At 48.4% G+C, this 24,302-nt stretch carries 13 protein-coding genes; 7 read left to right on the plus strand and 6 right to left on the minus strand.

What is annotated here, in order from left to right; all coding sequences use genetic code 11:
• Positions 1–113 precede the first annotated feature (113 nt).
• The 5 genes from V8Z93_RS13305 to V8Z93_RS13325 form a co-directional block, all read right to left on the minus strand.
• The gene (locus tag V8Z93_RS13305; protein WP_294702632.1) at positions 114–1,724 is read right to left on the minus strand and encodes an alpha-galactosidase; all 1,611 of its coding nucleotides are present in this window, start codon (positions 1,722–1,724) and stop codon (positions 114–116) included.
• Between the two features lie 317 nt (positions 1,725–2,041).
• Complete coding sequence (locus V8Z93_RS13310) at positions 2,042–4,507, minus strand: glycoside hydrolase family 2 TIM barrel-domain containing protein (protein ID WP_439431802.1); 2,466 nt, start codon at positions 4,505–4,507, stop codon at positions 2,042–2,044.
• Between the two features lie 30 nt (positions 4,508–4,537).
• Positions 4,538–5,794, minus strand: a complete 1,257-nt coding sequence (locus V8Z93_RS13315; RefSeq protein ID WP_439431803.1) for a rhamnogalacturonan acetylesterase — start codon at positions 5,792–5,794, stop codon at positions 4,538–4,540.
• A 38-nt stretch (positions 5,795–5,832) separates the two neighbouring features.
• Complete coding sequence (locus tag V8Z93_RS13320) at positions 5,833–7,437, minus strand: rhamnogalacturonan acetylesterase (protein ID WP_439432863.1); 1,605 nt, start codon at positions 7,435–7,437, stop codon at positions 5,833–5,835.
• Between the two features lie 106 nt (positions 7,438–7,543).
• Positions 7,544–9,661 carry a rhamnogalacturonan lyase gene (locus tag V8Z93_RS13325; protein ID WP_439431804.1) on the minus strand — a complete coding sequence of 706 codons (2,118 nt, stop codon included), beginning with the start codon at positions 9,659–9,661 and terminating at the stop codon, positions 7,544–7,546.
• Between the two features lie 239 nt (positions 9,662–9,900).
• Here V8Z93_RS13325 and V8Z93_RS13330 point away from each other — a divergent pair, with 239 nt between their 5' ends.
• From V8Z93_RS13330 to rhaM, 6 genes are all read left to right on the plus strand, one after another.
• Complete coding sequence (locus V8Z93_RS13330; protein WP_439431805.1) at positions 9,901–14,238, plus strand: two-component regulator propeller domain-containing protein; 4,338 nt, start codon at positions 9,901–9,903, stop codon at positions 14,236–14,238.
• A gap of 420 nt (positions 14,239–14,658) precedes the next feature.
• Positions 14,659–15,534 carry an AraC family transcriptional regulator gene (locus V8Z93_RS13335; protein WP_439431806.1) on the plus strand — a complete coding sequence of 292 codons (876 nt, stop codon included), beginning with the start codon at positions 14,659–14,661 and terminating at the stop codon, positions 15,532–15,534.
• Between the two features lie 112 nt (positions 15,535–15,646).
• On the plus strand, positions 15,647–17,146 hold the full coding sequence (gene rhaB / locus V8Z93_RS13340) for a rhamnulokinase (RefSeq protein ID WP_439431807.1): 1,500 nt from the start codon (positions 15,647–15,649) through the stop codon (positions 17,144–17,146).
• A 34-nt stretch (positions 17,147–17,180) separates the two neighbouring features.
• Positions 17,181–18,434 carry an L-rhamnose isomerase gene (locus V8Z93_RS13345; protein ID WP_439431808.1) on the plus strand — a complete coding sequence of 418 codons (1,254 nt, stop codon included), beginning with the start codon at positions 17,181–17,183 and terminating at the stop codon, positions 18,432–18,434.
• Positions 18,435–18,531: 97 nt separating this feature from the next.
• Positions 18,532–19,563 carry an L-rhamnose/proton symporter RhaT gene (locus V8Z93_RS13350; protein ID WP_439431809.1) on the plus strand — a complete coding sequence of 344 codons (1,032 nt, stop codon included), beginning with the start codon at positions 18,532–18,534 and terminating at the stop codon, positions 19,561–19,563.
• 13 nt (positions 19,564–19,576) lie between these two features.
• On the plus strand, positions 19,577–19,894 hold the full coding sequence (rhaM, locus tag V8Z93_RS13355) for an L-rhamnose mutarotase (RefSeq protein WP_022110650.1): 318 nt from the start codon (positions 19,577–19,579) through the stop codon (positions 19,892–19,894).
• Between the two features lie 109 nt (positions 19,895–20,003).
• Here the strand turns inward: rhaM and rhaD are convergent, their stop codons facing one another.
• On the minus strand, positions 20,004–20,813 hold the full coding sequence (gene rhaD, locus V8Z93_RS13360; RefSeq protein ID WP_439431810.1) for a rhamnulose-1-phosphate aldolase: 810 nt from the start codon (positions 20,811–20,813) through the stop codon (positions 20,004–20,006).
• A gap of 306 nt (positions 20,814–21,119) precedes the next feature.
• Here rhaD and V8Z93_RS13365 point away from each other — a divergent pair, with 306 nt between their 5' ends.
• Positions 21,120–24,230, plus strand: a complete 3,111-nt coding sequence (locus V8Z93_RS13365) for a sugar-binding domain-containing protein (RefSeq protein ID WP_439431811.1) — start codon at positions 21,120–21,122, stop codon at positions 24,228–24,230.
• Positions 24,231–24,302: the final 72 nt, after the last annotated feature.

The following is a 24,302-nucleotide window of genomic DNA, read 5'->3' on the forward strand; positions in this document are numbered from 1 at the left end:
AACTCTGATATGAAATAGCGAAGATACAAATAAAATCTGAGAAACCAGTACAGTTATGATATATCCAGTAATCAATGACAAGTATTCAGAATATGCTTCATTCATTTCTTTGATTATCTGATGATTGTAATTCTGTCTATATCCGGACACCACGCATTGGGATTACTAAGACGTATGGTGTTCATGCCTTTCTTCAGATAGATGCGTCGGCTGACGGTTTTCACGATTTTCTTATTATCGCCTGGGGTCTTGATTTCAAAATCCTCACTACCATTGACCTTGCAAAAAACACTGCGGTTTTCACCGGTGACATAACTCAGCTTCATGGTATATGTTCCGTCTTCCTTACTGTAGATATTCCTCCATTCCATATAGTTATCCTTATGGTTTCCGAGCCATTCCACTTTTCCACCACCAGAACAGAATTTGGCATCGCCATATTTGGCATATCCAAGGCTGTTGTTGATGCCAAGACACTGATAACGCTCCAGCCAGGCTGTCTCTGCTTCATAGATTGAACGTAGCTTTCGCTTCTCTCCCTTGAGAATGAATATACGTGTATCATGGCGAGGTATATTGACATGCATGACACCCTTGGTTACTTCTGCCATATCTTCATGCGCAAAGACATCGCGCACCTTTACTTTACCATCTAAATCCACATCATTCATATTGAGAGCAAAGCTTTGCTCATTGTCAGTAGGATTATATATAGCCACGGCACGTGTAGTGCCATTCTGAATTTGGATATCCTTAACATAGAGATATACTCCATTCTTCACCTTAACCACATAAGCCTGCAAGGCAAGAGGATCCTGGTTGATGGCAATAAGCTCCTTATTCTTGAGCAGAGCCAGAGACTTGGCAGGTATCGCAGTCATATCACATCCGATGAGAAGCGGAGAACTCTGTATGCACCACATTCCGAAGTGGGTACGCTCCTCGGCTTCTGACAGCCCCCTGCCAATCTCAAGCATATCCATATCATTGTAATGTCCCTCCGTGGCATAGGCTGAAAGATAACGGTTTTGGGCGATGATACGCTTCACGGCGTTCCAGTTGGCAGAGATGTCTCTGGCAATGCGCCAGGAAGAACCTACATTGTGTACCCATGTGCCAGGAAAGTTCCAGCGGCATACGTTGATACGCACATCTTTTCGTCCTGTGTTGTCAATAGCCTGTCGGATGGCAGTATAGCGCTCCTTTTCGTCAAGGTCGAGATGTTCTGTGTTCTGAGGTGCATCACCGCCACAGAAATCAATCTTGATAAAATCAAACTTCAGGTTCTTGAAAAAGAAATCGGCATCCTGCTGGTCATGTCCATAAAGGCCTACACCGCTTCCCATTTCGTCTTTGTCCCAGAAGTTTCCGCAGGTGTTGCGTCCTGCATCTGAATAGATTCCAGCCTTGAATCCCAGGCTGTGAATGTGTTTGACAACTGGCTCCAGGCCATTTGGGAATCGTGTGGCATGAATCAGTAATTGTCCGTTCATGTCACGTCCGCCGAAATATCCGTCATCGATGTTAATATACTTATAGCCAGCCTCCTTCAAGCCCTTCTGTGCCATGGCATCCGCCTGCTTCATGATTAGGTCGGCACTGATATTTACACGGTAGGTATTCCATGAACTCCAGCCCATGGTTGGCTTTTCGTAGGTTTGCGCAGAAAGCGTCTGTGAAACAGCAGACGCTAACAATATGAATAGACTCTTTCTGTATCTCATTATAGGTTTCTTTTTCTTCCGTAATTCCGCAACACTATTATAAATAAAACTTTTTAAGCACCTGAGCAACAAAAAGTTGCTCAGGTTATTGCCATATCAGAATTTTCACTTATCTTAGTGTTGCGAAAAGCAAACAAGCAAAACTCTAATATGACATGGCAAAGATACATTTTAAATCTGAGAAAGAATGTCACTACTCATTTAATGAACCATCTCTCGCTTCATCCGACACTTCGCACTTGTTGCTCTGAGCAAAAAGAATGTAGAAGGGCTTAGTCGCGGATTTGAGGATAGAATCAAGTTCATAATGTACCTTATTATTTTGTATTCAAAACCAACTTCTTGGCTTTCATCTTTTCACCAGCCACCGAAAGTTCTATCTTTCCTGGCTTATCGCCGGCTCTCAATATCACGAGAGCAGAACCCTGGAAGAGATTGCGCTGGATGGACTTCTCCAACTGGGTCTTTCCGATATGAAGTTCATCAGATGCAATGTTTCCATTATCCACCGCCACGATATTCGCATCGCCCTTCACCTGGAAGGTCAACTTATCGAATGCCTTGGCGTCTTTCACGTTCAGTACTCTTCTGCCCTTCTTGTCCACGGCATAGATGCGAACGTGCATCAAATCCTTACCATCCGCATGCCAGTTTTCAGCATCAGGCACCAACTTCAAGGCAACAGCCTCGCCCGTGGTCTCTATCTGATGGCGAGCCACCACCTTGCCGTTTTTCTTAGCCACAGCCACCAGAGTGCCTGGAGCATAGGCGATGTTGTCCCACTTGATGCGGGCACGGAGTTTAGGGTCGTTGCTGTTCTTCTTCACACCCAGGCTCTTGCCGTTGAGGAAGAGTTCCACCTCGTCGCCATTGGTATAGGTATAGAGCGAAACCTGCTCGCCTGCCTCACGGTTCCAGTTTTCTGAAAGCTTTCCGGCAGAAACATTGATGCCATTCCACTGGATGTTGCCACCCGATTTCTCGATAACACCGATGTGAACGGTTGGCTCATCAGTAAACATGCTCTTCACGAAATAAGCATCCGGCTTGGGCTGAAGAGAAAGGTCGAACACACCCTGATTCCAACCCTTGATAGGCCATCCCATGCTCTCGCCCAGGTAATCAATGGCACCCCAATAGGCAAGACCTATCACCTTGTCGAGATCCATCTCGTAAAAGTTTGGTCCCATCGCAGCCACACTCGCCTCGCTCTGATAGAAGGTTTTCTCCGGATAGCGCTTGCTGTCGCCTGGGAAATACATGTAACGATAGTTATATGAATTCACCTCTGTCTCTATTGCCAGATCGGCTGGGATGGAATCCGTCTCCAGGTTGCGATAGCGCGGATGCATCGCCACAGTGGTGAGTCGGGTATCATCATAACGGTGCAGCAACTCCTTCTGAAGCTTATAAGCCGTAACACCCCAATCGTTAAAAGGCAGGTTGCTATACTGCTGCAACTCATTTCCCAAGCTCCACAACACCACAGAAGGATGGTTTCTGTCTCGCTTCACCCATTCAGGAACATCCTTCTGCCAGAGACTCTCCCAATCCACTCTGCCACCGGCATACTGGGTGAGCCACTTGTCGTAAAGCTCATCCACCACCAGAATGCCATACTTATCGCAGAGTTTCAGGAAGTCCTCGCTGTATGGATTATGAGAAGTGCGGATATGGTTCATTCCGAATTCCTTCATCAGTTTCAGTCGCTTCTCGATGGCACGCGGATAAGCCGCAGCACCCAGGGCACCGAGAGTATGATGGTTGGCATAGCCCTTGAGGAGAACCTTCTTGCCATTTACCAGCAAGCCCTTCTGCGGAACGATTTCGATGGTGCGCACACCAAACGGCTCCTTAATCTGGTCGGCGATGTTGCCCTCACTGTCATAAAGCGTCACCTCGGCAATATATAAATAAGGTGAATCCGGCGACCACAGCTTGGCATTTTCCAAAGAGATGCTTGGCAATTCATACTCTCTGTCTCTCCATTTGGCATTGAAGTGGATGTCGTTCTTCTGCTCAGCCACCACCTTGCCATCGGCATCGAGAATACGAACACCCACAGGCATCTTGGCAGTGCTCTGTCCCTTAGCCACCTTCTGCTGGTTGATGATTTCCGCCTTGATTTTCACCTCCTTGTTGTCCTGTGTACGGATAAAGAGCGGATGGCGAGGGAAGAACAGATTCTTATTGGTAACGATGAGATTGACATCACGATAGAGACCGGCGCCCGTAAACCAGCGGGAGTTACTTGGGTTCTGCGTATCAGCCTTGACTGCGATTTCGTTAGGCTGTCCCCACTTCAAGAGTTTGCTCAGGTCGATATCGAAGCCCAGGTATCCATAGTCGGTGCCACCGATACGCTTTCCGTTCAGATAGACATCGCCCACCAGCATGATGCCCTGAAAGTCGAGCACGATGCGCTTTCCCTTCCATTCATCCTTGGGAGTGAGTTCGTAGCGATACCAGCCGATGCCCATCTCCTTGAATCCGCGGGAACTCAATCGGCTACGCACATTGCTGCCCGCATCGCTGTTATCCGGGCGCTCGCTGGCATCCGGAGCCACCCAGTCCTGTCCTATCAGGAAATCATGTGGCAGATTCACCATATCATCCCCGCTTTGAGTTGACTTCAACTCAGCAATGTTCTTCACATCACCACGATGGAACTGCCATCCCTGGTTGATGCTGATGGTATCGCGCACCGCTGCATCAGCCGAAAGGGTTCCCATCAAAGGCAAACCGCCCAGCAGCAACGAGGCGAAAAGTATTTTAGAATGCATAACTATAAACTATTAACTATAAACTATTAACTAATTTCCGTCTGGCTTGGTTACATCCAGATTCACGGATGGATACCATACGAATTGATTGAAATCATCTGGCTGGGCAGGATTGAAGTCCTTCCAGTCAGCACGGAGATACTTCACGATAGGCAGATTGAGCTGCTTCATACCCATCACCACCATCTTAGCCACCTCGTAGGCACCGTATGGATTGAAGTGTGTGTTATCCTCCAAAGCCTTAGGCTGATTTGGATAAGTATTTGCCGGATAGTGAACCAGCGACTTCTTACTGTTCTCGTAACCCAAAGTCTCGAAGAAAGTGCGGGTCATATCATGAAGTTCTATCACAGGCACGCCCTCTCGCTTCGCCACAGCTCGCATGGCATCAGGATAATCGCCATGAGTCTCCTGAATCTTGCTATGGGTAGCCTTGTCGAAGAATCGGCGCTGGGTAGGAGTTACGAAGATGATGTTGCCACCCTTCTTGCGTACCTCGTCGATGAATTTCTTCAGGTTGTAAGAGAAATTATACCAGGCACCACTGCCCGCCGACTTCTCCTTCTGGTCGTTATGACCGAACTCACAAATCACATAGTCGCCCTTCTTCATCATCGCCAGCACCTTGTTCAGACGGTTGGAGGCAAGGAAGGAACCTGCAGTCAATCCGCTTTCAGCATGGTTTGAGATAGCTACCTCTGGACCAAACCAGCGGGTCACCATCTGTCCCCAGGAAGCGTATGGCTCCGTAAACTGATCAACTACCGTAGAGTTGCCACAAAGGAACAAGGTAGTGGTTTCGGCAGGAGCCGGCTCCACCTTGATGCTCTTCACCACAGGGGCAGCACCCGTAAACTCCAGGGTCAACTTCTCGTCCCAGGTAAAGTAATCCTTCTCGCGAGGCTTGATCTTTACGTTCATCTTCGCATTGATATAAGGGCTGCGCTTGTTCACTACGAAGGAGTAAGTCTTAAACTCACCTTTCTTAGTGCTCACCTCGTCGAGCATCAAACGGCGGTTCTCTGCACGAACCACAGTCTTGCCCGCCTTCTTCTTGGAACCGATCACCACGGTTACCTTATAGTTACCATCCGCCACCTTCACGGAATAGAAGAAAGGCGCATTGCTCTTTGCCTTTGGAGCAGCCACGATGTCATATCCCTGCCCTTTCTCAGCGGAATAGACAGGCTGCACCTTCAACATATCAATATTGAAAGTCTGGGCATTGGCGGTTACAGTAGAAGCCAGTGCCAGCAGACTGGTGAATAAAAAATTTCTTGTCTTCATTTTGATCCTTCTTTTAAGAACAATCTTATTCCATTGCTTTACTTCAGATACTTAGCCAATGGGCTCTTCATCTTCTTCAAACCCTTAGCCACACACTTGGCATTGTGCTGGGCACCCTTCAAGCTGGTATGAGTATGATCTTTCTTATAATACGCTTTCACCTTCTCTTTTCCTATTTTATCGTAAGAATCGGCAGCGATATTGTGGAGATCGAGGAAGGCAACACCTGTCTCTGCAACGATTTCGCGATACCACTTGCCGTAGGTATCATTGCGGCGCTCCATCTTGCCATGAGGCCACTCGTTGCGAGGAGTCAGGGAAACGAGGATTGGGGTAGCACCCTTCTCACGAACATCCTGGATAAACTTCTTCAGATACCAGCCGAAAGAATAAACCACTTCATACTGCTTGCTTTCTTCCATCTGATAAACATGACAGGTATCCTTGGCACAAGGAATGGAACCACGCATCTTCTTATCGGTCATAGAGCAGATGTCGTTATGACCGAACTCGATGAGCACGTAGTCACCTGGCTGAAGACTGTTATACACCTTCTCCCATCTTCCTTCATTAAGATAAGAACGGGAACTGCGACCCGCCTTGGCGGCATTTACACAGGTAATCTTCTTTGGATTGAAAATGGTATAAGCCTGAGAGCCCCAGCCCCACATGCCGTCTTCTTCCTTATCGGCATTCTTCACAGTACTGTCGCCTGTGAAGAAGACAACAGGTTTGCCCGGCTCACGCTTGAAATTTTCTACAGGCAAAGCCACATTGACCATCATCGCCTGCAAAGGAGCCAGACTCGGGTCTTTGCTCTCTGCCAATCCCTCGGCAGCCGAACGGGCATTCATCATCGCTCCGAAACGGGAAGTGTGGATATGGTCGGTGAAGAAATGATATTTCTCCTTCCAATGACCATAGCTATCGAGCTTGGCTGCCGAAATCTCATTCAAATCTACGAAAGGAACGCCTTCCTGCTCAGCCACCTGCTTTGCCCACAATCCGAAAGTCTTGTTCACACGGACAATCTTATCGTTTTCATCGTAGGCATCACGTGGAGTCAACGACATCAGGATAGGATGAGCGCCCAGCGCCTTACAGTCGTTGATGTATTTGCGCATGTATTCGCCGTAAGTATAGACGGTTTCCTTCACACCCGTCTCCTTGATGGTGACATTGAGCGAATCCTTGCCGATGCCAGGGATGCTGGCACGTGCTCTGCCGCTATCGTATGGGCCATTGTCATTATGACCGATGGAAATAATCACCCAGTCGCCTGCCTTGATGCCCTTGCGCACATCCGGCCAAAGACGGTTGTAGAAGGTACGGCTGCTCATGCCGCCCAAAGCCTGGTTCTCTACGGTAATCTTGTTGGCATCAAAGAACTCGTGCTCGTAATAGCCCCAGCCCCACTGACCGTTGTTACCGTTACCCAAAGTACCATTGCGCATGGTAGAGTTACCAATGAGGAAGAGCACAGGATTGTTGCCCTTTCTGCTGGTACCCGGCTTGATGCGTGCCGTCATCGCCTTGTTGAGGCTATCCACGGTGTTATCAATCACATGGTTTACATCTTCCATAGGTCCTGCCACTGTAGGCTTCGCCTTATCTGCAGGTTTTGCAACCTGTGCATAGCTCATGCTGGTTGCGGCAGCCATCAAAGACATTGCAAATAATAATCTTCTCATTTGTCTTAGCGTTTATATGTGTTATATGTTTATTCAAATTATTTTTTAACTCTTTATCTTACTTCACTTTCTCAGCCTTATCGGGCAGATAATATCCCAGATGAGGAGGCTGATTGTATGCCACATTCTGCCATGCCACACCCATGCGATAGATATGGTCGTGCATCAGGGTTGGCACACGATACTCCGTAGGAATGTTGGTGGTGAAGATATTCAGATGCGAGGCGTCGCTCTCATCCCAATAGATTACTTCCTCTCGCCAATCGCCGAAGAGGTCGGCTTGCAGGTTAGGCGTTGCCTTCGACCAGTTGCAACTTGCCGAATGCCCCATCTCGTAGAGTTGCTTGCCATTGCTCAGCGGCAGCGGAACGGCTTTCTTGCCATCCCATTTCTGGAGATAAGGCACGAAATGCGGTCTGCCCTGGTTGGCGAGCAGTTCTTCCTGCAAGTCGCCATCCCAATAGATGCGGAAGTTCATCGCCGGCCATCTAAATCCGGGGGTATAGGATTCCCGCTCACCATATTCGTGCTTTCGGAAACCACCCAATGAAATCTGATCTCCCTTGATATTTCTTACGCCTGGAACATCTATGCTCCAGAGTTCACAACCGCGATACTTGGCATCGATGTCGGCAGCCACGCCTCTTCCGGTATCATCCCTATCCGTATGATAGAGCAGGATTTCGCCCGTTCTGGCATCACGCAGATCGGAACCGTAAGGGTATTCCTCGTGCACCATGAATACTTCCAAGCCCGGACGGTCGGGATCCAGGTCGCTGAGATGCAAGGCATCACCATGTCCCAAACCGGTGGAATATAATAAGGTACCATCGTTGTTGATGGCAGCCGAACCATAAGTGATTTCGTCGCAACCGTCGCCATCCACATCACCCACCGCCAAACTGTGGGCACCTTGGGCGAAGGCTGTGGCAGAAACTTCATTACCTTTCGGATCTCTGTTCTTTAATCCGTGAGCCTCTCTGATTATCTTTCCTTCAGCATCTCTCACCTCCCAATCGTTAGGGGAAACGGATGCGTGGAGCCATCTGGTCTTTAATTCTTTGCCGTCGAAATCCACAGCCCAGAGATAAGAGCGGGTATAATAGCCACGACACATCACGGCACTCGGATTCTTGTCCAGTCCATCGAGATGAGCTACACCCGCAAGGTATCGCTCACCGCGATTGCCATAGTTGTCTTTATCGCCCCAGATGGAAGAATACTGAGGATAGCCATTGAGCAGACTTTCGCCTTCTGCCACCTGCTTGCCTACCCCAAAGGCACGGTTCGGATTGTACCAGACGGTATGAATCGCCTCGCCCGAAAGTCCACGGAACACGGTGAGCATCTCCGGACCTTCCATGATGCGCCCCACCTTGTTGCGATAATCTGCCTGGTTATCCACCGCCCTGATTTCTGCATCGGTGGCAGCCTGACTCACGAACCGCCCCTTTCCATCCAGGCTTCCTGCCGAGGTTTTGCAAATCAGTTCAGCCTTGCCATCGCCATCGAAATCATAGACGAGAAACTGGGTATAGTGCGCACCGGCACGGATGTTCTTACCCAGATTGATGCGCCAGAGTTGGGTGCCATCCAGTTTGTAGCAATCCAGGATGACATCGCCCGTATAGCCATTATGCGAATTATCATGGGCATTACTTGGGTCCCATTTCAGAATCAGTTCATATTCTCCATCGCCATCCACATCGCCCACGCTGCAATCATTAGGGGTGTAGCTATAGCTTTTCCCATCGGGAGTGATGCCACCCTCTGGATGGTTGATGGGCAGAGAGCGATATAAATCCGCCCAAGGCTTGACCGCCTTCGACACTTCCCGACTTGCAGCAGCATCCATCTTGGGCTCACCCTGATAGCTGATAATGCGATAGGTTTGGGATGCCGAACCTTTAGAATCTGTATAGTTGGTAGCCTTGATGTGATGGGCGATAACCTTTCCGTCTCGCTCCACATCGAAGCATACGTTCTTGCTATCGGTACCCAGCATGCGCCAGCTGATGAAGACACCCTTGCCGGCAGCAGGCAATGCCACCACGCCACGATCGAGTTTCTCCATTGCAGCTACAGATGGACAATTCTGTTTCTCGCTGGCTTGCGTCGGCATACATCCCATCAGGAGACAAGCCGCAGGAACCAACAAATGCTTGAATTCTATCATAATTTACATTCTTAGGTTATTATTTGCTGCAAAAGTACTCATTATGATTGTTACCTACCTTGCAATATTATCCAAAAGTACGAAATATCATCCAAATTGTTAAAGTTATCTGTATTTTAGTACAATATTCGCCATTTGTTTTGCCATTTTATTTTTTTATCGTAATTTTGCCATTGAAATCAAATCGAACCATTCGGAAACCATATTAAACGGCCGAAATAGAAAAAGTGAAACAAAAAATGATAAACAAAAACAACTGCAAGGCGTTCTACACCTTACTATATATAGTAACCATCAGCCTGCTGATGGTGGCTATAGACGTGCATGCCCACGACCTTCGTTTCAACGTAACCCGCCTGTCGGCAAAAGACGGACTTTCGTGCAACACCATCAACAGCGTGCAGCAGGACAGAGATGGATTCATCTGGCTATCCACCCCCGACGGCATGAGCAGATACGACGGTTATCAATTTCAGAACTTCTCAAAGTTCAACAACAATGCGAAACAGAGAAACTACTCCTCGATATCGCAGCTCATCAGTGACAACACCCACGGACAAATCTGGGGATTCACCCCGAACAATATCCTGTGCTGTTACGACCTCGAGGCAGCATGCTTCTCTGATTATTTCGATCTGGATGCCAGCACCACCCTTCTGAGTGGCCGATTCCAAAGTTCAAAGGGAGCCTGGATTTCATCTGCCGACTTCGGTGTACGATTCATTTGCGTGAAAGAAGGAAAGATGCAAAGCATCGACTTTACCCCGCAAAACGGAAAATTGCTGGATACTCATAAGTTGAACATCCAGGAAGACGGTAAGAACAACATCTGGATTGCATCCGAAAAAGGCGTGAACCTGATTACTCCCGACTTCAAAAGCCGAGTGATTCTGAAGAACAAGAAAATCCTTGTAATGACCTGCGAAGACTCTCACATCGCCGTACTCACCGACCAGGGCGAAGCCTTCCTCTACAACGACCAGGCCCAGCTCATCAAGCATTCACAGCTTCCATCCATGCTGGGATTTGTGGGCAAATCGCGTGCCTCATTCTTCTGGCAGGGCTGGTGGTATATCTTTACCCAGGGTGAAACCTTTGCCATGAATCTGAAGACGGGACAGTTTCATAAGCCTGCCATTCAAATTCCGAACGCCATGGACAAGAACCAGCTCAAGTCATACCATTTCCTGTACGACAAGCAGGGCTATGCCTATCTCTTCGGCAAGCATTCGGCACTCTTCAAAAAGTTCCATCTGCTGGACAATCCTATCTATATCAATGCGCGCGACAAGAACTTCGTGGCTGCAGAAAGCCAGGATAAGAAGGTGTATATCACCTCATACGGCAGCGGTTTCTTCGTATATGACCCGAAAACCGACATTCTGCAGCAGTTCTCCGTGCAGAACGAAAACTCACTCTTCCATTCTGACTTTCTGCTCAATGTATTCGTAGATAGAAGCGATTGCGTATGGGTGGGCACAGGCGACGGTGTGTTCTGCTGCGTAGAGCAAAAGGAACTGAACTCCGAGTTTATCAAGATGGAGCCAGAGAGCAAACATGAATGGAGCAATACCATCCGCCACATCAGCAAGGTGGCACCACACAAACTCGCCGTCAGCACCCGCGAGAACAAGACGTATCTCTTCGATACCCAAACCCGGCAGCGCACCCTGGTGCTGCAAACCGATGCCTGCGTATATTGCTACGGCATAGACGCGCGGGGCAGAGTCTGGATTGGCACCAAGGGAGACGGCATCCTCATCGATGGCATCAAATACACGAAATGGGAAAAGGAGCACTATGCCCCAACCATCAACTTCTACGACATTGCATTCGACAAGATGGGAAGAGCCTGGCTCGCTACCTGGGGAGACGGATTGCTCTGCACCCGGGCAAACGATGCCAATACGGGAAACCTGAAGTTTGAATCGTTCATGGCAACCAATGGAAAAGAGGCACAAATCCACGACCTGCTACTGGACAAGAAAGGCAGACTGTGGGCTTCCACCAACAACGGTATCGCCATGATTGATACCCGCGAACGACATATCACCGACAAGAAGATTCTGAGATTCAACGAGGAAAACGGGAAGCTTCCGGTGAGCGAAGTGGATTGCGGAATTGAAGCGCACGACGGAAGTCTATGGTTTGGAACTACCAAAGGCGTGATGAGATGCACCTACGATGAGAAAACGAAAAAGCTGGATTGCCAGCTTTTCAATACCACCAACGGACTTACCACCAACACTGTACGCTCGGTAGCAGAAGACCGGTTTGGCAATATCTGGATAGGAACCGAGGAGGGTATATCGAAAATTAACAGCCATACCCTCGACATCCGTACCTACCAACTCAGGAAAGACATCCTGAGCAACAATTTCACAGAAAACTGTGCCGTGAGTCTCGAAGACGGTCGCATCGCCTTCGGTACCAGCAACGCCCTGCTCCTCCTTACTCCAACCCAGAAGACCAAGGAGTATCCGCACGGCACCAAGGCAACCATCACCAACATGACCATCAACGGCATCTCTATCTACGAAGCCGAAAACGAAGATCTGCTCACCAAGGCACTGAACCATACCCGGGAAATCAGTCTGCCTTCCGACAAGAACTCACTGAGCATCTTCTTCTCGAACTTCGACTATCCGCACATCAAGAATGCCATGTACCAGTATTATCTGGAAGGACTCGACAAGACCTGGTGCCCGATGACCAGCGTGAACCATGCCGACTTCAGCAGTTTGCAGCCAGGCACCTACACGCTCCACCTGCGCACCTTTATCGGCAACAACAAGTGGAGCGAGGAGACGCTGTTCAAGATTACCATCCGCGAACCTTGGTACAACACCTGGTGGGCATGGACGATATACCTTATTATAATAAGTAGCGTCAGCTTCCTGTTCTACCGTTCATGGCTGAGAAACTTCAACCTGAACCAGCAGATAGAGATGGAGAAGCAGATGTCGAATTTCCGCATCGAGTTCTTCACCCACATCTCGCACGAGTTCCGCACCCCACTCGCCATCATCCAGAGTGCCGTGGCAAAGCTGAACAACAAGGAAGGTTCATCAAGAAACGCCCTGCTCACCCTGACCCGAAGCACCCGAAGGATGCAGCGGCTCATCAACCAACTGATGGAATTCCGCAAGGCGAACACGGGCAACATGAAACTCACCATGGAAGAAGGCGATATCGTGATATTCATCAGAAACATCTTCAACGACGTGAGACAGGTGGCACAACAAAAAGGCATCAACATGCTGATGACACCATGGAGCAGCAACTACAAGATGTACTTTGACCACGACAAGATGGAAACCATCGTGTATAATCTGCTGAGCAACGCCGTGAAATACACCCCAGACAATGGCGCCATCGAGGTGAAACTCGCCCTGAAAGACGAGGAACTCATTTTCCAGATAGAAGACAATGGTCCAGGCATTAAACCGGAAAGAGAGAAAGACCTCTTCAAGCCATTCATGCACGGCTATGTATCGAAGGGCGGTATGGGTATCGGACTCTATACTGCCTACGAGATGGCGAAGCTGCACAAAGGCGATTTGAGTTACCAGCGTTCAGACAACCTGGGCGGAAGCATCTTTACGCTTACCCTGCCTACCGACCAGAATCTGTTTGAACCAGAAGATTTCGTAACCACAAAAGCCATCGATAGCAGCAGCGTGGATAAGGAAGAAATCGACATGATTGTGAAGGAGATGACACCACAGGCGATCAACAACGTGACGGTGGTGGTTATCGAAGACGATCCGGACATGATGGAACAGATCAAGTCTGAACTCTCTACCTACTTCCGCGTGGAAGCTTTCATGAACGGCAAGACGGGATACGAGAACATCAGGCGAATCAAGCCAGCCCTCGTGATTAGCGACATCATGTTGCCGGGCATGAGCGGCTACGAGATTGTAAGCAACCTGAAGGCTGACCCTGAGACACAAGACATCCCAGTAATCATGCTTACCGCCTTTGACGATGCCAACCACATACTGAAGGCATACAAGAGTTTTGTGGATGACTACATGGTGAAGCCTTGCAACTTCAAGCTGCTCGTGGCAAGAGCCCTGCAATTCGTGGCATCAGACATGAAGCAGAAGAAATCTGCCCATGAAAAGAAGATTGAAGCAGAAGCAGGGAAAGAAGTGACAACAGAGGCCGAGAAAGAGCTGACTACAGAGAAGACCATCAAGATCAAGCCTGTGAAGGAACTGAAAAAGGATGAGCCTACCCTCTATATGTCTGCTCTCGACAAGAAGTTTAAGGATACATTGGAAGCCATCGTGGCACAGCACATCGGTGACAACGGTTTCAATGTGGATAAACTGGCTGAGTTGCTCAACCTGGGCAGAACCACGGTTTACAACCGCACGAAGAGCATCATGGGTGTATCGCCAAACATGTACATCCAGAACGAGCGCCTCCGCATCGCCGCCAAACTGCTGCTCGAAGGCGAATACTCCGTGGCAGAAATCAGCGAGAAAGTGGGATTCTCTGATTCCACCTATTTCTACAAATGCTTCAAGAATAAATATGGCGTGGCACCAAGCAAGTATGGCAAATAAAGCTTGCTTGGGCGCCTGCCCTTTCAAGGAACATGGAGCAACCCAAATAAAAAGAGAACCGTGGGAACTTCACAGCACCCACGGTTCTTTGTTTTTTTAATCTACTAAATTTATACCTAATAACACTTAATTAAAAAACTTATATACTTAAACCTAAAATATACCAATTTCTTTTTCTGGGTGCAAAATTAGCACTTTTTCCATCAATCAACCTTCAAATTCTGCTCAATGAATCGTGTTTTTTGGGAAATATTCTCCTTATCGTCCAATAATTGATAAATTCATCCATTTTAAAGCTTTTTATATATAATATAATAAGGTGTAAACCGATTTTTTTGTATTTTTGCAAAAGAAAATATGATAGAACCAACGATAAAATAATCAATAAATATAGAATTAAACAATTAATAAAAAACCAATATGCAGACTAGTAAATATCTGATAGCAACAGAAAGAGACGCCGAATGGGGTCTCACCATCAGTACCGTGGGACGGGAAATCATCGCCCCAGGAGAAGCCTATCCTACCAAGGGGCACGCCGATGGTTATTACTTCGATCTTCAGAAAGGAAGAACCCTCGACGAATATCAGCTCCTCTACCAGCCTGAGGGCGAAGGCGTATTCCAATCGGAACACATCCCGGAAACCCGAATCAAGGCTGGCGATATCTTCCTCCTCTTCCCGGGAGAATGGCACACCTACCACCCTTCTGCCACAAAAGGCTGGAAAAGCTACTGGATAGGTTTTAAGGGAAAGAACATCGACGACCGCGTGAAGGCGGGATTCCTCTCTCCCGAGAAGCCCATCTATCACGTAGGATTCAGCAACGAGATTCTAGCCCTCTACGAAGAAGCTTACAAGACAGCACAGGAAGAGGCGGCATACTCGCAGCAGACCCTGGCAGGCATCGTGAACCATCTCATCGGCACCATGTACTCGCTGGAGCGAAACATCGTGCTCAACAAAAACACCCAGCACGTAGACCTTATTAATAAAGGTAGACTCCGCATCCGAGAAACCCTGGAAGAAGCCGTCTCCATCCAAGACATCTCACAGGAACTGGGCATCAGCTACTCCAGTTTCCGCAAACTCTTCAAGGAATACACCGGCATGGCACCAGCCATGTATCAGCAGTCGCTGAGACTGCAGCGCGCCAAGGAACTCCTCTCAACCACCGACGAGAGCATCAAGGAGATAGCCTATAGGCTCAACTTCGAATCGCCTGATTATTTCTCTGCCAAATTCAAGAATCAAACCGGCATGAAGCCATCAGATTTCAGAAATATGACGAGATAGACAAAAAATCATGCTTTAAAATCAATTTCTCGTGTTCCTTATCTCTTTTTTGCCCTATCTTTGCAACCGAAATCAATAAACAATAAGGCTTAAAGACATAACTTAAAAGATAATGGAACAAAAGAAATACTTTTTCGCCGTAGATTTAGGTGCTACCAGCGGAAGAACTATCGTAGGAAGCTTGTCGGATGGAAAATTCGACTTGGAGGAACTGACTCGCTTCGATAACAACCTCATCGAAACAGGCGGTCACTTCTATTGGGACATCTATGCCCTCTACTTCGAAATCATCAAGGGCTTGAAGCTCGTGGCTCAGCGTGGCATCGCCATCCAGAGCATCGGTATCGATACCTGGGGATGCGACTTCGTATATGTGGGCAAGGATGGAGCCATCCTCCGAAACCCGATGGCATACCGCGACCCTCATACGTTCGGCATGATGGAAAAATACTTCGACGAGAAGATGAGCAAGGAGAAGGTTTATGAAAAGACTGGCATCCAGTTTATGAACTTCAACTCATTGTTCCAGATGTATGCCATGCGCAAGGCAGGCAACGTGGCTCTGGAGAATGCCGACAAGATTCTCTTCATCCCTGATGCCCTGAGCTACATGCTCACCGGCAAGGCTATCTGCGAATATACCGTGGCTTCTACATCCCAGATTCTCAACCCGATGACGGGCGACCTGGACAACGATCTCGTGGAAAGTCTCGGATTGAAGAGAGAACAGTTTGGCGAGATGACCAACCCTGCTACCATCATCGGCACACTGACCGAAGAGGTGCAGAAGATGACTGGCTTGAATGCCATTCCAGTCATCGCCGTAGCGGGCCATGATACAGCCAGCGCCGTAGCAGCCGTTCCTGCCAAGAACGAGGAGTTTGCCTATTTGAGTTCAGGAACCTGGAGTCTGATGGGCATCGAGACCAAGAACGCCATCATCAACAAGAAGAGCTACGAGCTCAACTTCACCAACGAGGGCGGCATCGAGGGCACTACCCGATTCCTGAAGAACATCTGCGGCATGTGGATTTACGAGCGTTGCCGCAAGGAATGGAAAGACGAGGCTGCAGCCAAGAACGAAGATATGGCAACTCTTGCACACAGCGCCCTGATAGCCGAGGCCATGAAGCAGCCAGCCTTCCAGAGCATCATCAATCCAGACGATACCTGCTTCGCCAACCCATCGAGCATGGTAGAGGCCATCAAGCAGTATTGCGAGAAGACAGGACAGCACGTGCCTCAGAGCTATGGCGAATTCTGCCGCTGCATCTTCGAGAGTCTTGCACTCCGCTATCGCCAGGTATTCACATGGCTCAAGGATTTCGCAGATTTCAATCTCAACGTGCTCCATATCATCGGTGGAGGTTCGCTCAACCAATATCTCAACCAGTTTACTGCCAACAGCTGTGGCGTAACCGTATTGGCAGGTCCTCAGGAAGGCACCGCCATCGGCAACATCATGCTCCAGGCAAAGGCATCCGGCGACGTGAAGGACATCTGGGAGATGCGTCAGATCATCGCCAACTCGCTTGAGCTGAAGAAATTCGAGCCACAAGACAAGGAGGCATGGGATGCGGCTTACGAGAAGTTTTTAAAGGTAAAAGGGTAAAAATAAACAATAACAAACAAAATACATAAAAACAATGAAAGCAGATTTGATTTTAAAGAATTACGAGATTGCAAAGGAGCGCTATGCTGCTCTGGGTGTGGATACAGACAAGGCTATTGAGACTTTGGAGAAGACTCCTATCTCTCTGCACTGCTGGCAGGCTGACGACGTGGTTGGTTTCGAGCGCGGCGAGGCTGCTTCTGGTGGTATCCAGAGCACAGGTAACTATCCTGGCAAGGCTCGCAACATCGACGAGCTCCGTCAGGACATCGAGAAGGTGAACTCTCTCCTGGCTGGTACTTTCCGTCTCAACCTTCATGAGATTTACGGTGAGTTCGGTGGCAAGCAGATTGACCGTAACGAGGTTTCTGTTGACCAGTTTACAGGCTGGATGCAGTGGGCTAAGGAGCAGAACATGAAGCTCGACTTCAACTCTACATCTTTCTCTCACCCTAAGAGTGGCAGTCTTTCTTTGTCAAATCCTGATCCAGCTATCCGCGAGTTCTGGATTGAGCACACCAAGCGTTGTCGCCGCATTGCAGACGCTATGGGTAAGTTCCAGAACGACCCATGTATCATGAACATCTGGGTACACGACGGTTCTAAGGATATCACCGTTGAAAAGGGTCGCTATCGCGAGATCTTGAAGAACTCTCTTGATGAGATTCTGGCAGAGGAGTTGCCAAACATGAAGTCTTGCCTGGAGGCTAAGCTCTTCGGTATCGGTTTGGAGGCTTACACCGTAGGTTCCCACGACTTCTACGCTGGCTACTGCGCTAAGAATAACGTGATGTACACCCTCGATACAGGTCACTATGAGCCTACAGAGAACGTATCAGATGCAGTTTCAGCACTCCTGCTCTTCGTTCCAGAGTTGATGCTCCACGTATCTCGCCCAATGCACTGGGATTCAGACCACGTAACACTCTTCGACGACAACACCCGCAACCTCTTCTCAGAATTGGTTCGTGCCAACGCACTCGACCGTGCTCACATCGGTCTCGACTACTTCGACGGTTCTATCAACCGCATCGGTGCTTACATCATCGGTGTACGTGCAGCCCAGAAGTCATTGTTGCAGGCATTCCTTGAGCCACTTGATACACTCCGCAAGTACGAGGACGAGGGCAAGCTCTTCCAGCGTCTGGCTCTCCTCGAGGAAGAGAAGACATTGCCATTCGGTGCTGTATATGATTACTTCAACTTGAAGAACAACATCCCAGTTGGCGAAGAGTACATCGCTGACATCGAGAAGTATGAAGCAGAGGTTCTCGCTAAGAGAAACTAAGATATAAGATATTAAAGCAGGCTAAAAGTCCTAGGCTCAGCGAAGCCTAGGATTTTTCAGTCTGCTTGAACCTAAAAACCAAGCAATAAACAATACAATGGAAATATTAATAGGACTTTTAATCATAGCCATCGGCGCATTCTGCCAGTCCAGCTGCTACGTCCCTATCAACAAGATTAAAGATTGGAGTTGGGAATCCTACTGGATAATTCAGGGTGTGTTCGCATGGCTTATTTTGCCTTTTTTCGGCGCTATGCTCGCTGTACCAAGCGGACATTCCTTCTTTGAATTATTCGACGGTTATGGCTTCAATGTAGCGATGACCATGCTCTTTGGTGTGCTCTGGGGCGTAGGCGGACTGACTTTCGGTCTTTCCATGCGCTATCTGGGAGTAGCTTTGGGTCAGAGCATCGCCCTGGGAACCTGTGCAGGTCTCGGCACCATCATGGGTCCAGTATTGCTCAACATCTTCTTCCCAGAGATGGACGCCCTCTCATCACTCACTTTCAGCGTAATTCTCGGTGTGGTAGTCACTCTTCTCGGTATTGCCATCATCGGTGTGGCAGGTAGCATGAAGGCGGCTTCTCTCTCAGAAGAGGAAAAGAAGGCGGCAGTGAAGGACTTCAACTTCCCTAAGGGTCTTGCCATCGCCTTGCTGGCTGGTTTCATGAGCGGATGCTTCAATGTGGGTCTTGCCTTCGGCGACGACATCCATTTCGGCAGTTTCACTCCTGATATGTACAAAACCTTGCCAGCCACCTTCCTGGTTACCCTGGGCGGTTTCATCACCAACGCCATCTACTGTTTCTATCAGAACACCAAGAACCATACTTGGGGCGATTACCAAAAAAAGGAGGTATGGGGCAACAACCTTCTGTTTTGTGCCCTTGCCGGTGCCTTGTGGTACAGTCAGTTCTTCGGTTTGTCATTGGGTAAGGGTTTCCTCACCGAGTCTCCTACCCTCATGACCCTGTCGTTCTGTATTCTGATGGCACTGAACGTAGTGTTCTCAAATGTATGGGGCATCATTCTGAAGGAATGGAAGGGCTGCTCCAAGAAGACCATCACCGTATTAATCGTCGGCATCATTGTCTTGATTATCTCAAGCTTCTTGCCACAGTTGATTTAACACATTAAATAAAATGAAAAGATTTGCATTTAAAATGTATCTCAAGAAGGGATGCGAAAAGGAATATGCCAAGCGCCATGCTGCGATTTGGCCAGAGTTGAAACAGATGATCAAGGATCAGGGTGTGAGCGACTACAGCATCTTCTGGGACAAGGACACCAACCTGCTCTTTGCCGTTCAGAAATGCGATAGCGATACCAACAGCCAGGACACTACCAACGTGGATCCTATCACCCAGAAATGGTGGGATATGATGGCAGACATCATGGAGGTGAATCCGGATAATTCGCCTGTCAGCATCCCATTGGAAGAACTCTTCCACATGGACTAAGATAGAAGTAGAAATCTATCATTTTTACATATTAATAATATAAGTTACTAAAAATCCCCAGGCATTTTCCAACGCCCGGGGATTTTCTATTTTAAAGTTTCCTCTTATATTATCTTGGCAAATTGAAAGCCTTGGTCATCTCAGCCATCTCTTCCTGGCTCATACCATCAGGCTCGAATCCCATGCACTTGGAATCGATGTAGATTTTGGCACTCTTAGAGAGCACGTCAATCTGGTCGAAGGCATCCATCACATCTAAGCCCTTGGCAAAGACGCCGTGCTTCTCCCACATCACTACATCATAATCCTCCAACTCCTTCAAGGTCTCCTCAGCAAGCTTCAAGCTGCCTGGCAACTGATAAGGAACGATACCCAAGCCGAGTGGACAGAATGCCTTGGTCTCAGGAATCATGCTCCAGAGCAGGTTGCTCAACACGTCCTTGCCCATAAACTTCTTGTTGTGGCTCATAGCGATGAGTTCGATAGGATGAGTATGAACGGTAGCCTTGTAGCTGGAACCCTTCTCGATGAGACGGGCATGAACACTCAAGTGGCTAGGCAACTCTGATGTTGGCATCACGGCGTTATCTGCGATGATAACATAGCTGGCACAATCGTCGAGGATGCGGATGATAGAGCCATTCTCCATAGGCCAGCGAGCCAAGTCGCGCATGCGCTTGCCTGTACCCTTGCAGAAGAAGTAGCAACCTTTCAAGGCTGGCAATGCTGTACCAATCTGCTTTACTTCGCTGATGGCAGGCAAAGCCTTGATTTCGTCATCTACCAAGTCGGTGATGTTCACGGTGATGTTACCACCATTACGCTCAGCCCAACCATTCTGCCAGAGGTATCCAGCAACTTCAGCAATCTTCTCGACCTCCTTTTTCAAGGCAGGACGACCTTCTAAAACACTATTCATAATAATCTTGTTATTAGCTTGTTTAAAATTTCTGCTGCAAAAGTAATCATTTTTCTCCATATCCACCCTATTCTTTTGATATTTCTGCTATGACATTTGGCATCTTTGCATCATTTACTGATTACAGAAGAGGCTTTCTATCTTCCATCATCCCCCAAAAACAAATGGCGGACAAAAACACAAAATTTTGAATGGAAGAACAAAAAAACATCGGTTTTTTTTCGTAATTTTGCACCATAATAATAACGCAATAATAATATCACAATAATAATAATAATGCAACAAAACAATCAAAACATCATTAGAATGAGAAAAAGACTATTTCTACTTCTACTCGCATTCATCTCGCTCTGCCAGATGAATGCAGTGGAAAGAACAAAGCTCAATTTCAATGGAGGATGGTTGCTCAAGGTGGGCGACTTCCCGGGAGCAGAACAGGCAAACTACAAGGATGCCGGTTGGAAACAGATTACGCTGCCTCGTGCCTTCAACGAGAAAGAAGCGTTCAAGGTTTCTATCGAACACCTCAGCGACACCATCATGTGGTATCGCAAGCACTTCCATATCCAGGAAGTGGGCGACCGCAAGTATTTCATTGAGTTTGAGGGCGTGCGCTTCGGTGCCGACATCTGGCTCAATGGTAAGAAAGTGGGATATACCGAGAATGGTGTGATGGCAAGCGGATTCGATCTGACACCTTATATTATAAAAGGTGAAAACGTCGTAGCCGTACGTGTGGATAACTCCTGGAACTATCGTGAGCGCACCAGCGGTCAGCGTTTCCAGTGGAACGACAAGAACTTCAATGCCAACTATGGCGGTATTCCAAAGAATGTGTTCCTCCACATCACCGACAAACTCTACCAGACTCTTCCGCTCTACAATAATCTCAAGACCACAGGTATCTATATCTATGGCAGCAACTATGATATTGCGGGAAAGAAGGTAACGGTAAATGCAGAATCGCAGGTAAGGAATGAGGATTCCAAGTCTCGCTCTTTCCGCTTCTTCGCCAAGATTCTGGACGCTGACGGCAAGGAAGTGGGCCATTTTGATGGCGAAAGATATACCTTGAAGCCAGGCGAAACCAAAACAGTAAAGGTGAGCGGACTCCTGAACAACGCCCACTTCTGGAGTTGGGGATATGGCTATCTCTACACCGTGAAGACCCTCTTGAAGGCGGATGACGGAAGCAAGATTGATGATGTGGTGACCAAGACCGGTTTCCGCAAGACCCAGTTCGGTGAAGGCAAGTTCTATCTCAACGACCGTGCCATCATGATGCACGGCTATGCGCAGCGCGCCTCCAACGAGTGGCCTGGCGTGGGTATGAGCGTTCCTGCCTGGTTGAGCGACTACAGTAACAAACTGATGGTAGAATCGGGCGGCAACCTGGTTCGCTGGATGCACGTCTGCCCTTGGAAACAGGATATCGAGAGCTGCGACCGCGTGGGACTGATTCAGGCGATGCCAGCAGGTGATGCAGAGAAGGATGTCTTCGACCGCAGATGGGAACAGCGCCTGGAACTGATGAAGGAAGCCATCATCTACAACCGCAACAACCCTAGCATCATCTTCTATGAAAGCGGAAACAAGAAAGTGAGCCGCGAGCACATGCTACAGATGAAAGCCATCCGCGATGAGTTCGACCCTCACGGTGGCAGAGCCAGCGGCAGCCGAGAGATGCTCAACATCAACGAGGCTGAATATGGCGGCGAGATGCTTTACATCAACAAGAGTAAGAAGCACCCGATGTGGTCAATGGAGTATCATCGCGACGAGGGTTTGCGTAAATACTGGGATGAGCAGAGTTATCCTTACCATAAGGATGGCGACGGACCATTGTATCGTGGCAAGCCTGCCCTCGAATACAATCACAACATGGATACCTTTGCAGCAAGCATGGTAGAGCGCTGGTTCGAATACTGGCAGGAGCGTCCGGGCACCGGCAAAAGAGTAAGCGATGGCGGTACCAAGATTATCTTCTCGGATACCAACACCCATCATCGCGGTGAGGCAAACTACCGTTCGAGCGGTGTGACCGATGCGATGCGCATCCCGAAGGATGCCTTCTTTGCTCATCAGGTAATGTGGAATGGCTGGGTATCTCCTGAAAAAGATGCCACCTATATCGTAGGCCACTGGAACTACAAGCCAGGAACCATCAAGCAGACAGAATATGTGGTAAGTACCGGCGACGAGGTAGAACTCTTCATCAACGGCAAGAGTCTGGGTATGGGCGAACGCAGCAGCCAGTGGCTTTTCACCTGGAAGAATGTACCTTTCGAGGAAGGCAAGATTGAGGCTGTGGCTTATACATACAATCAGGAAGATAAGAATTCTAAAGATTCAAAAATCAGGAAGGAATCTAGCCGATATGCCATCGAAACTGCGGGCAAGCCTCATCACATCAAGCTCACCAGCATCCAGAACCCGGAAGGTTTCAAGGCTGACGGTGCCGACATGGCACTCATCCAGGTAGAGGTGGTTGATAAGCAGGGCAGACGCTGTCCACTCGACAACCGCACCATCCACTTCAACTATCAGGGCGAAATGGAATGGATTGGCGGATTGGCAACTCCTAACGAGGAAACCCAAAAGGCACTTGCTGCCAAGAACCAGTGCCTCGTGGTAGATAAGAACGAGACAGCAGAACAGAAGGCAGCCCGCAAGGCTGCAGATATTCTGGACTCTACAGATAGCGACAACACCTTTGATAATTATATCGGAAAGATTGATTTACCTGTAGAATGCGGCGTGAACAGAGTTCTGATACGCAGTACCGTAAATCCTGGCGATATCAAGATTTGCGCAGGTGCTGATGGCATCAAGGGCGTGGCAAGCATCGATTTAAAGACAAATAAGGTAGATATCGAACACTATTTGCCTCAGATGACTCTAAAGGGAGATCTCTCTCGTGGTGAGACTCCATCTACCCCATCCTATACCGATATCAAGGAGACCATCGACATCACCGGTGCCGTGGCTGGCGTAAAGCAGGAAGATGCCCAAAAAACTTTCGATGACGATGAGACCACAGAATGGAAGAGCGATGGCAAGCCTGAGAATGCATGGATCACCTATCTGTTTGCCAAGAAAGAGATGGTGGATGAAATCACCGTAAAGCTCACGGGATGGAGAGACAAGATGTATCCGCTCGCCATCTTTGCCGGCAAGAAGAAGGTCTGGGAGGGTTATACCTATGCTAGCCTCGGCTATGTTCACATCAAGATAGACAAGCCAGTGATGGCAAAGGACATCACCATCAAGATGATGGGCGATGCCAAGAGCAAGACCCAACTCAGCGACACCAAGGAGCTGGCGGGCGGCAAGGCAAGCACCCTCGATTTCATCGGAATCAAGAAGGGCAAGCCGGTATTGAGAATCGTAGAGATTGATTTCCTGAAGAATAAATAGCAGGAGAGTTTATTAAAAAAGAAAGCTAGTTGCCTTTGCTGGGCAACTAGCTTTCTTTTTTGTAGTTTCTTT

Origin of the sequence: Segatella copri, from assembly GCF_051861805.1 — a bacterium.
Taxonomy (GTDB): Bacteria; Bacteroidota; Bacteroidia; order Bacteroidales; family Bacteroidaceae; genus Prevotella; species Prevotella copri_M.

What these genes read in the sequence shown, in the direction of transcription:
- V8Z93_RS13305 (WP_294702632.1), bottom strand. Translation starts at nt 1,724, where the DNA reads ATGAGATACAGAAAGAGTCTATTCATATTGTTAGCGTCTGCTGTTTCA.
- V8Z93_RS13310 (WP_439431802.1), bottom strand. Translation starts at nt 4,507, where the DNA reads ATGCATTCTAAAATACTTTTCGCCTCGTTGCTGCTGGGCGGTTTGCCT.
- V8Z93_RS13315 (WP_439431803.1), bottom strand. Translation starts at nt 5,794, where the DNA reads ATGAAGACAAGAAATTTTTTATTCACCAGTCTGCTGGCACTGGCTTCT.
- V8Z93_RS13320 (WP_439432863.1), bottom strand. Translation starts at nt 7,437, where the DNA reads ATGAGCTATGCACAGGTTGCAAAACCTGCAGATAAGGCGAAGCCTACA.
- V8Z93_RS13325 (WP_439431804.1), bottom strand. Translation starts at nt 9,661, where the DNA reads ATGATAGAATTCAAGCATTTGTTGGTTCCTGCGGCTTGTCTCCTGATG.
- V8Z93_RS13330 (WP_439431805.1), top strand. Translation starts at nt 9,901, where the DNA reads ATGATAAACAAAAACAACTGCAAGGCGTTCTACACCTTACTATATATA.
- V8Z93_RS13335 (WP_439431806.1), top strand. Translation starts at nt 14,659, where the DNA reads ATGCAGACTAGTAAATATCTGATAGCAACAGAAAGAGACGCCGAATGG.
- rhaB (WP_439431807.1), top strand. Translation starts at nt 15,647, where the DNA reads ATGGAACAAAAGAAATACTTTTTCGCCGTAGATTTAGGTGCTACCAGC.
- V8Z93_RS13345 (WP_439431808.1), top strand. Translation starts at nt 17,181, where the DNA reads ATGAAAGCAGATTTGATTTTAAAGAATTACGAGATTGCAAAGGAGCGC.
- V8Z93_RS13350 (WP_439431809.1), top strand. Translation starts at nt 18,532, where the DNA reads ATGGAAATATTAATAGGACTTTTAATCATAGCCATCGGCGCATTCTGC.
- rhaM (WP_022110650.1), top strand. Translation starts at nt 19,577, where the DNA reads ATGAAAAGATTTGCATTTAAAATGTATCTCAAGAAGGGATGCGAAAAG.
- rhaD (WP_439431810.1), bottom strand. Translation starts at nt 20,813, where the DNA reads ATGAATAGTGTTTTAGAAGGTCGTCCTGCCTTGAAAAAGGAGGTCGAG.
- V8Z93_RS13365 (WP_439431811.1), top strand. Translation starts at nt 21,120, where the DNA reads ATGAGAAAAAGACTATTTCTACTTCTACTCGCATTCATCTCGCTCTGC.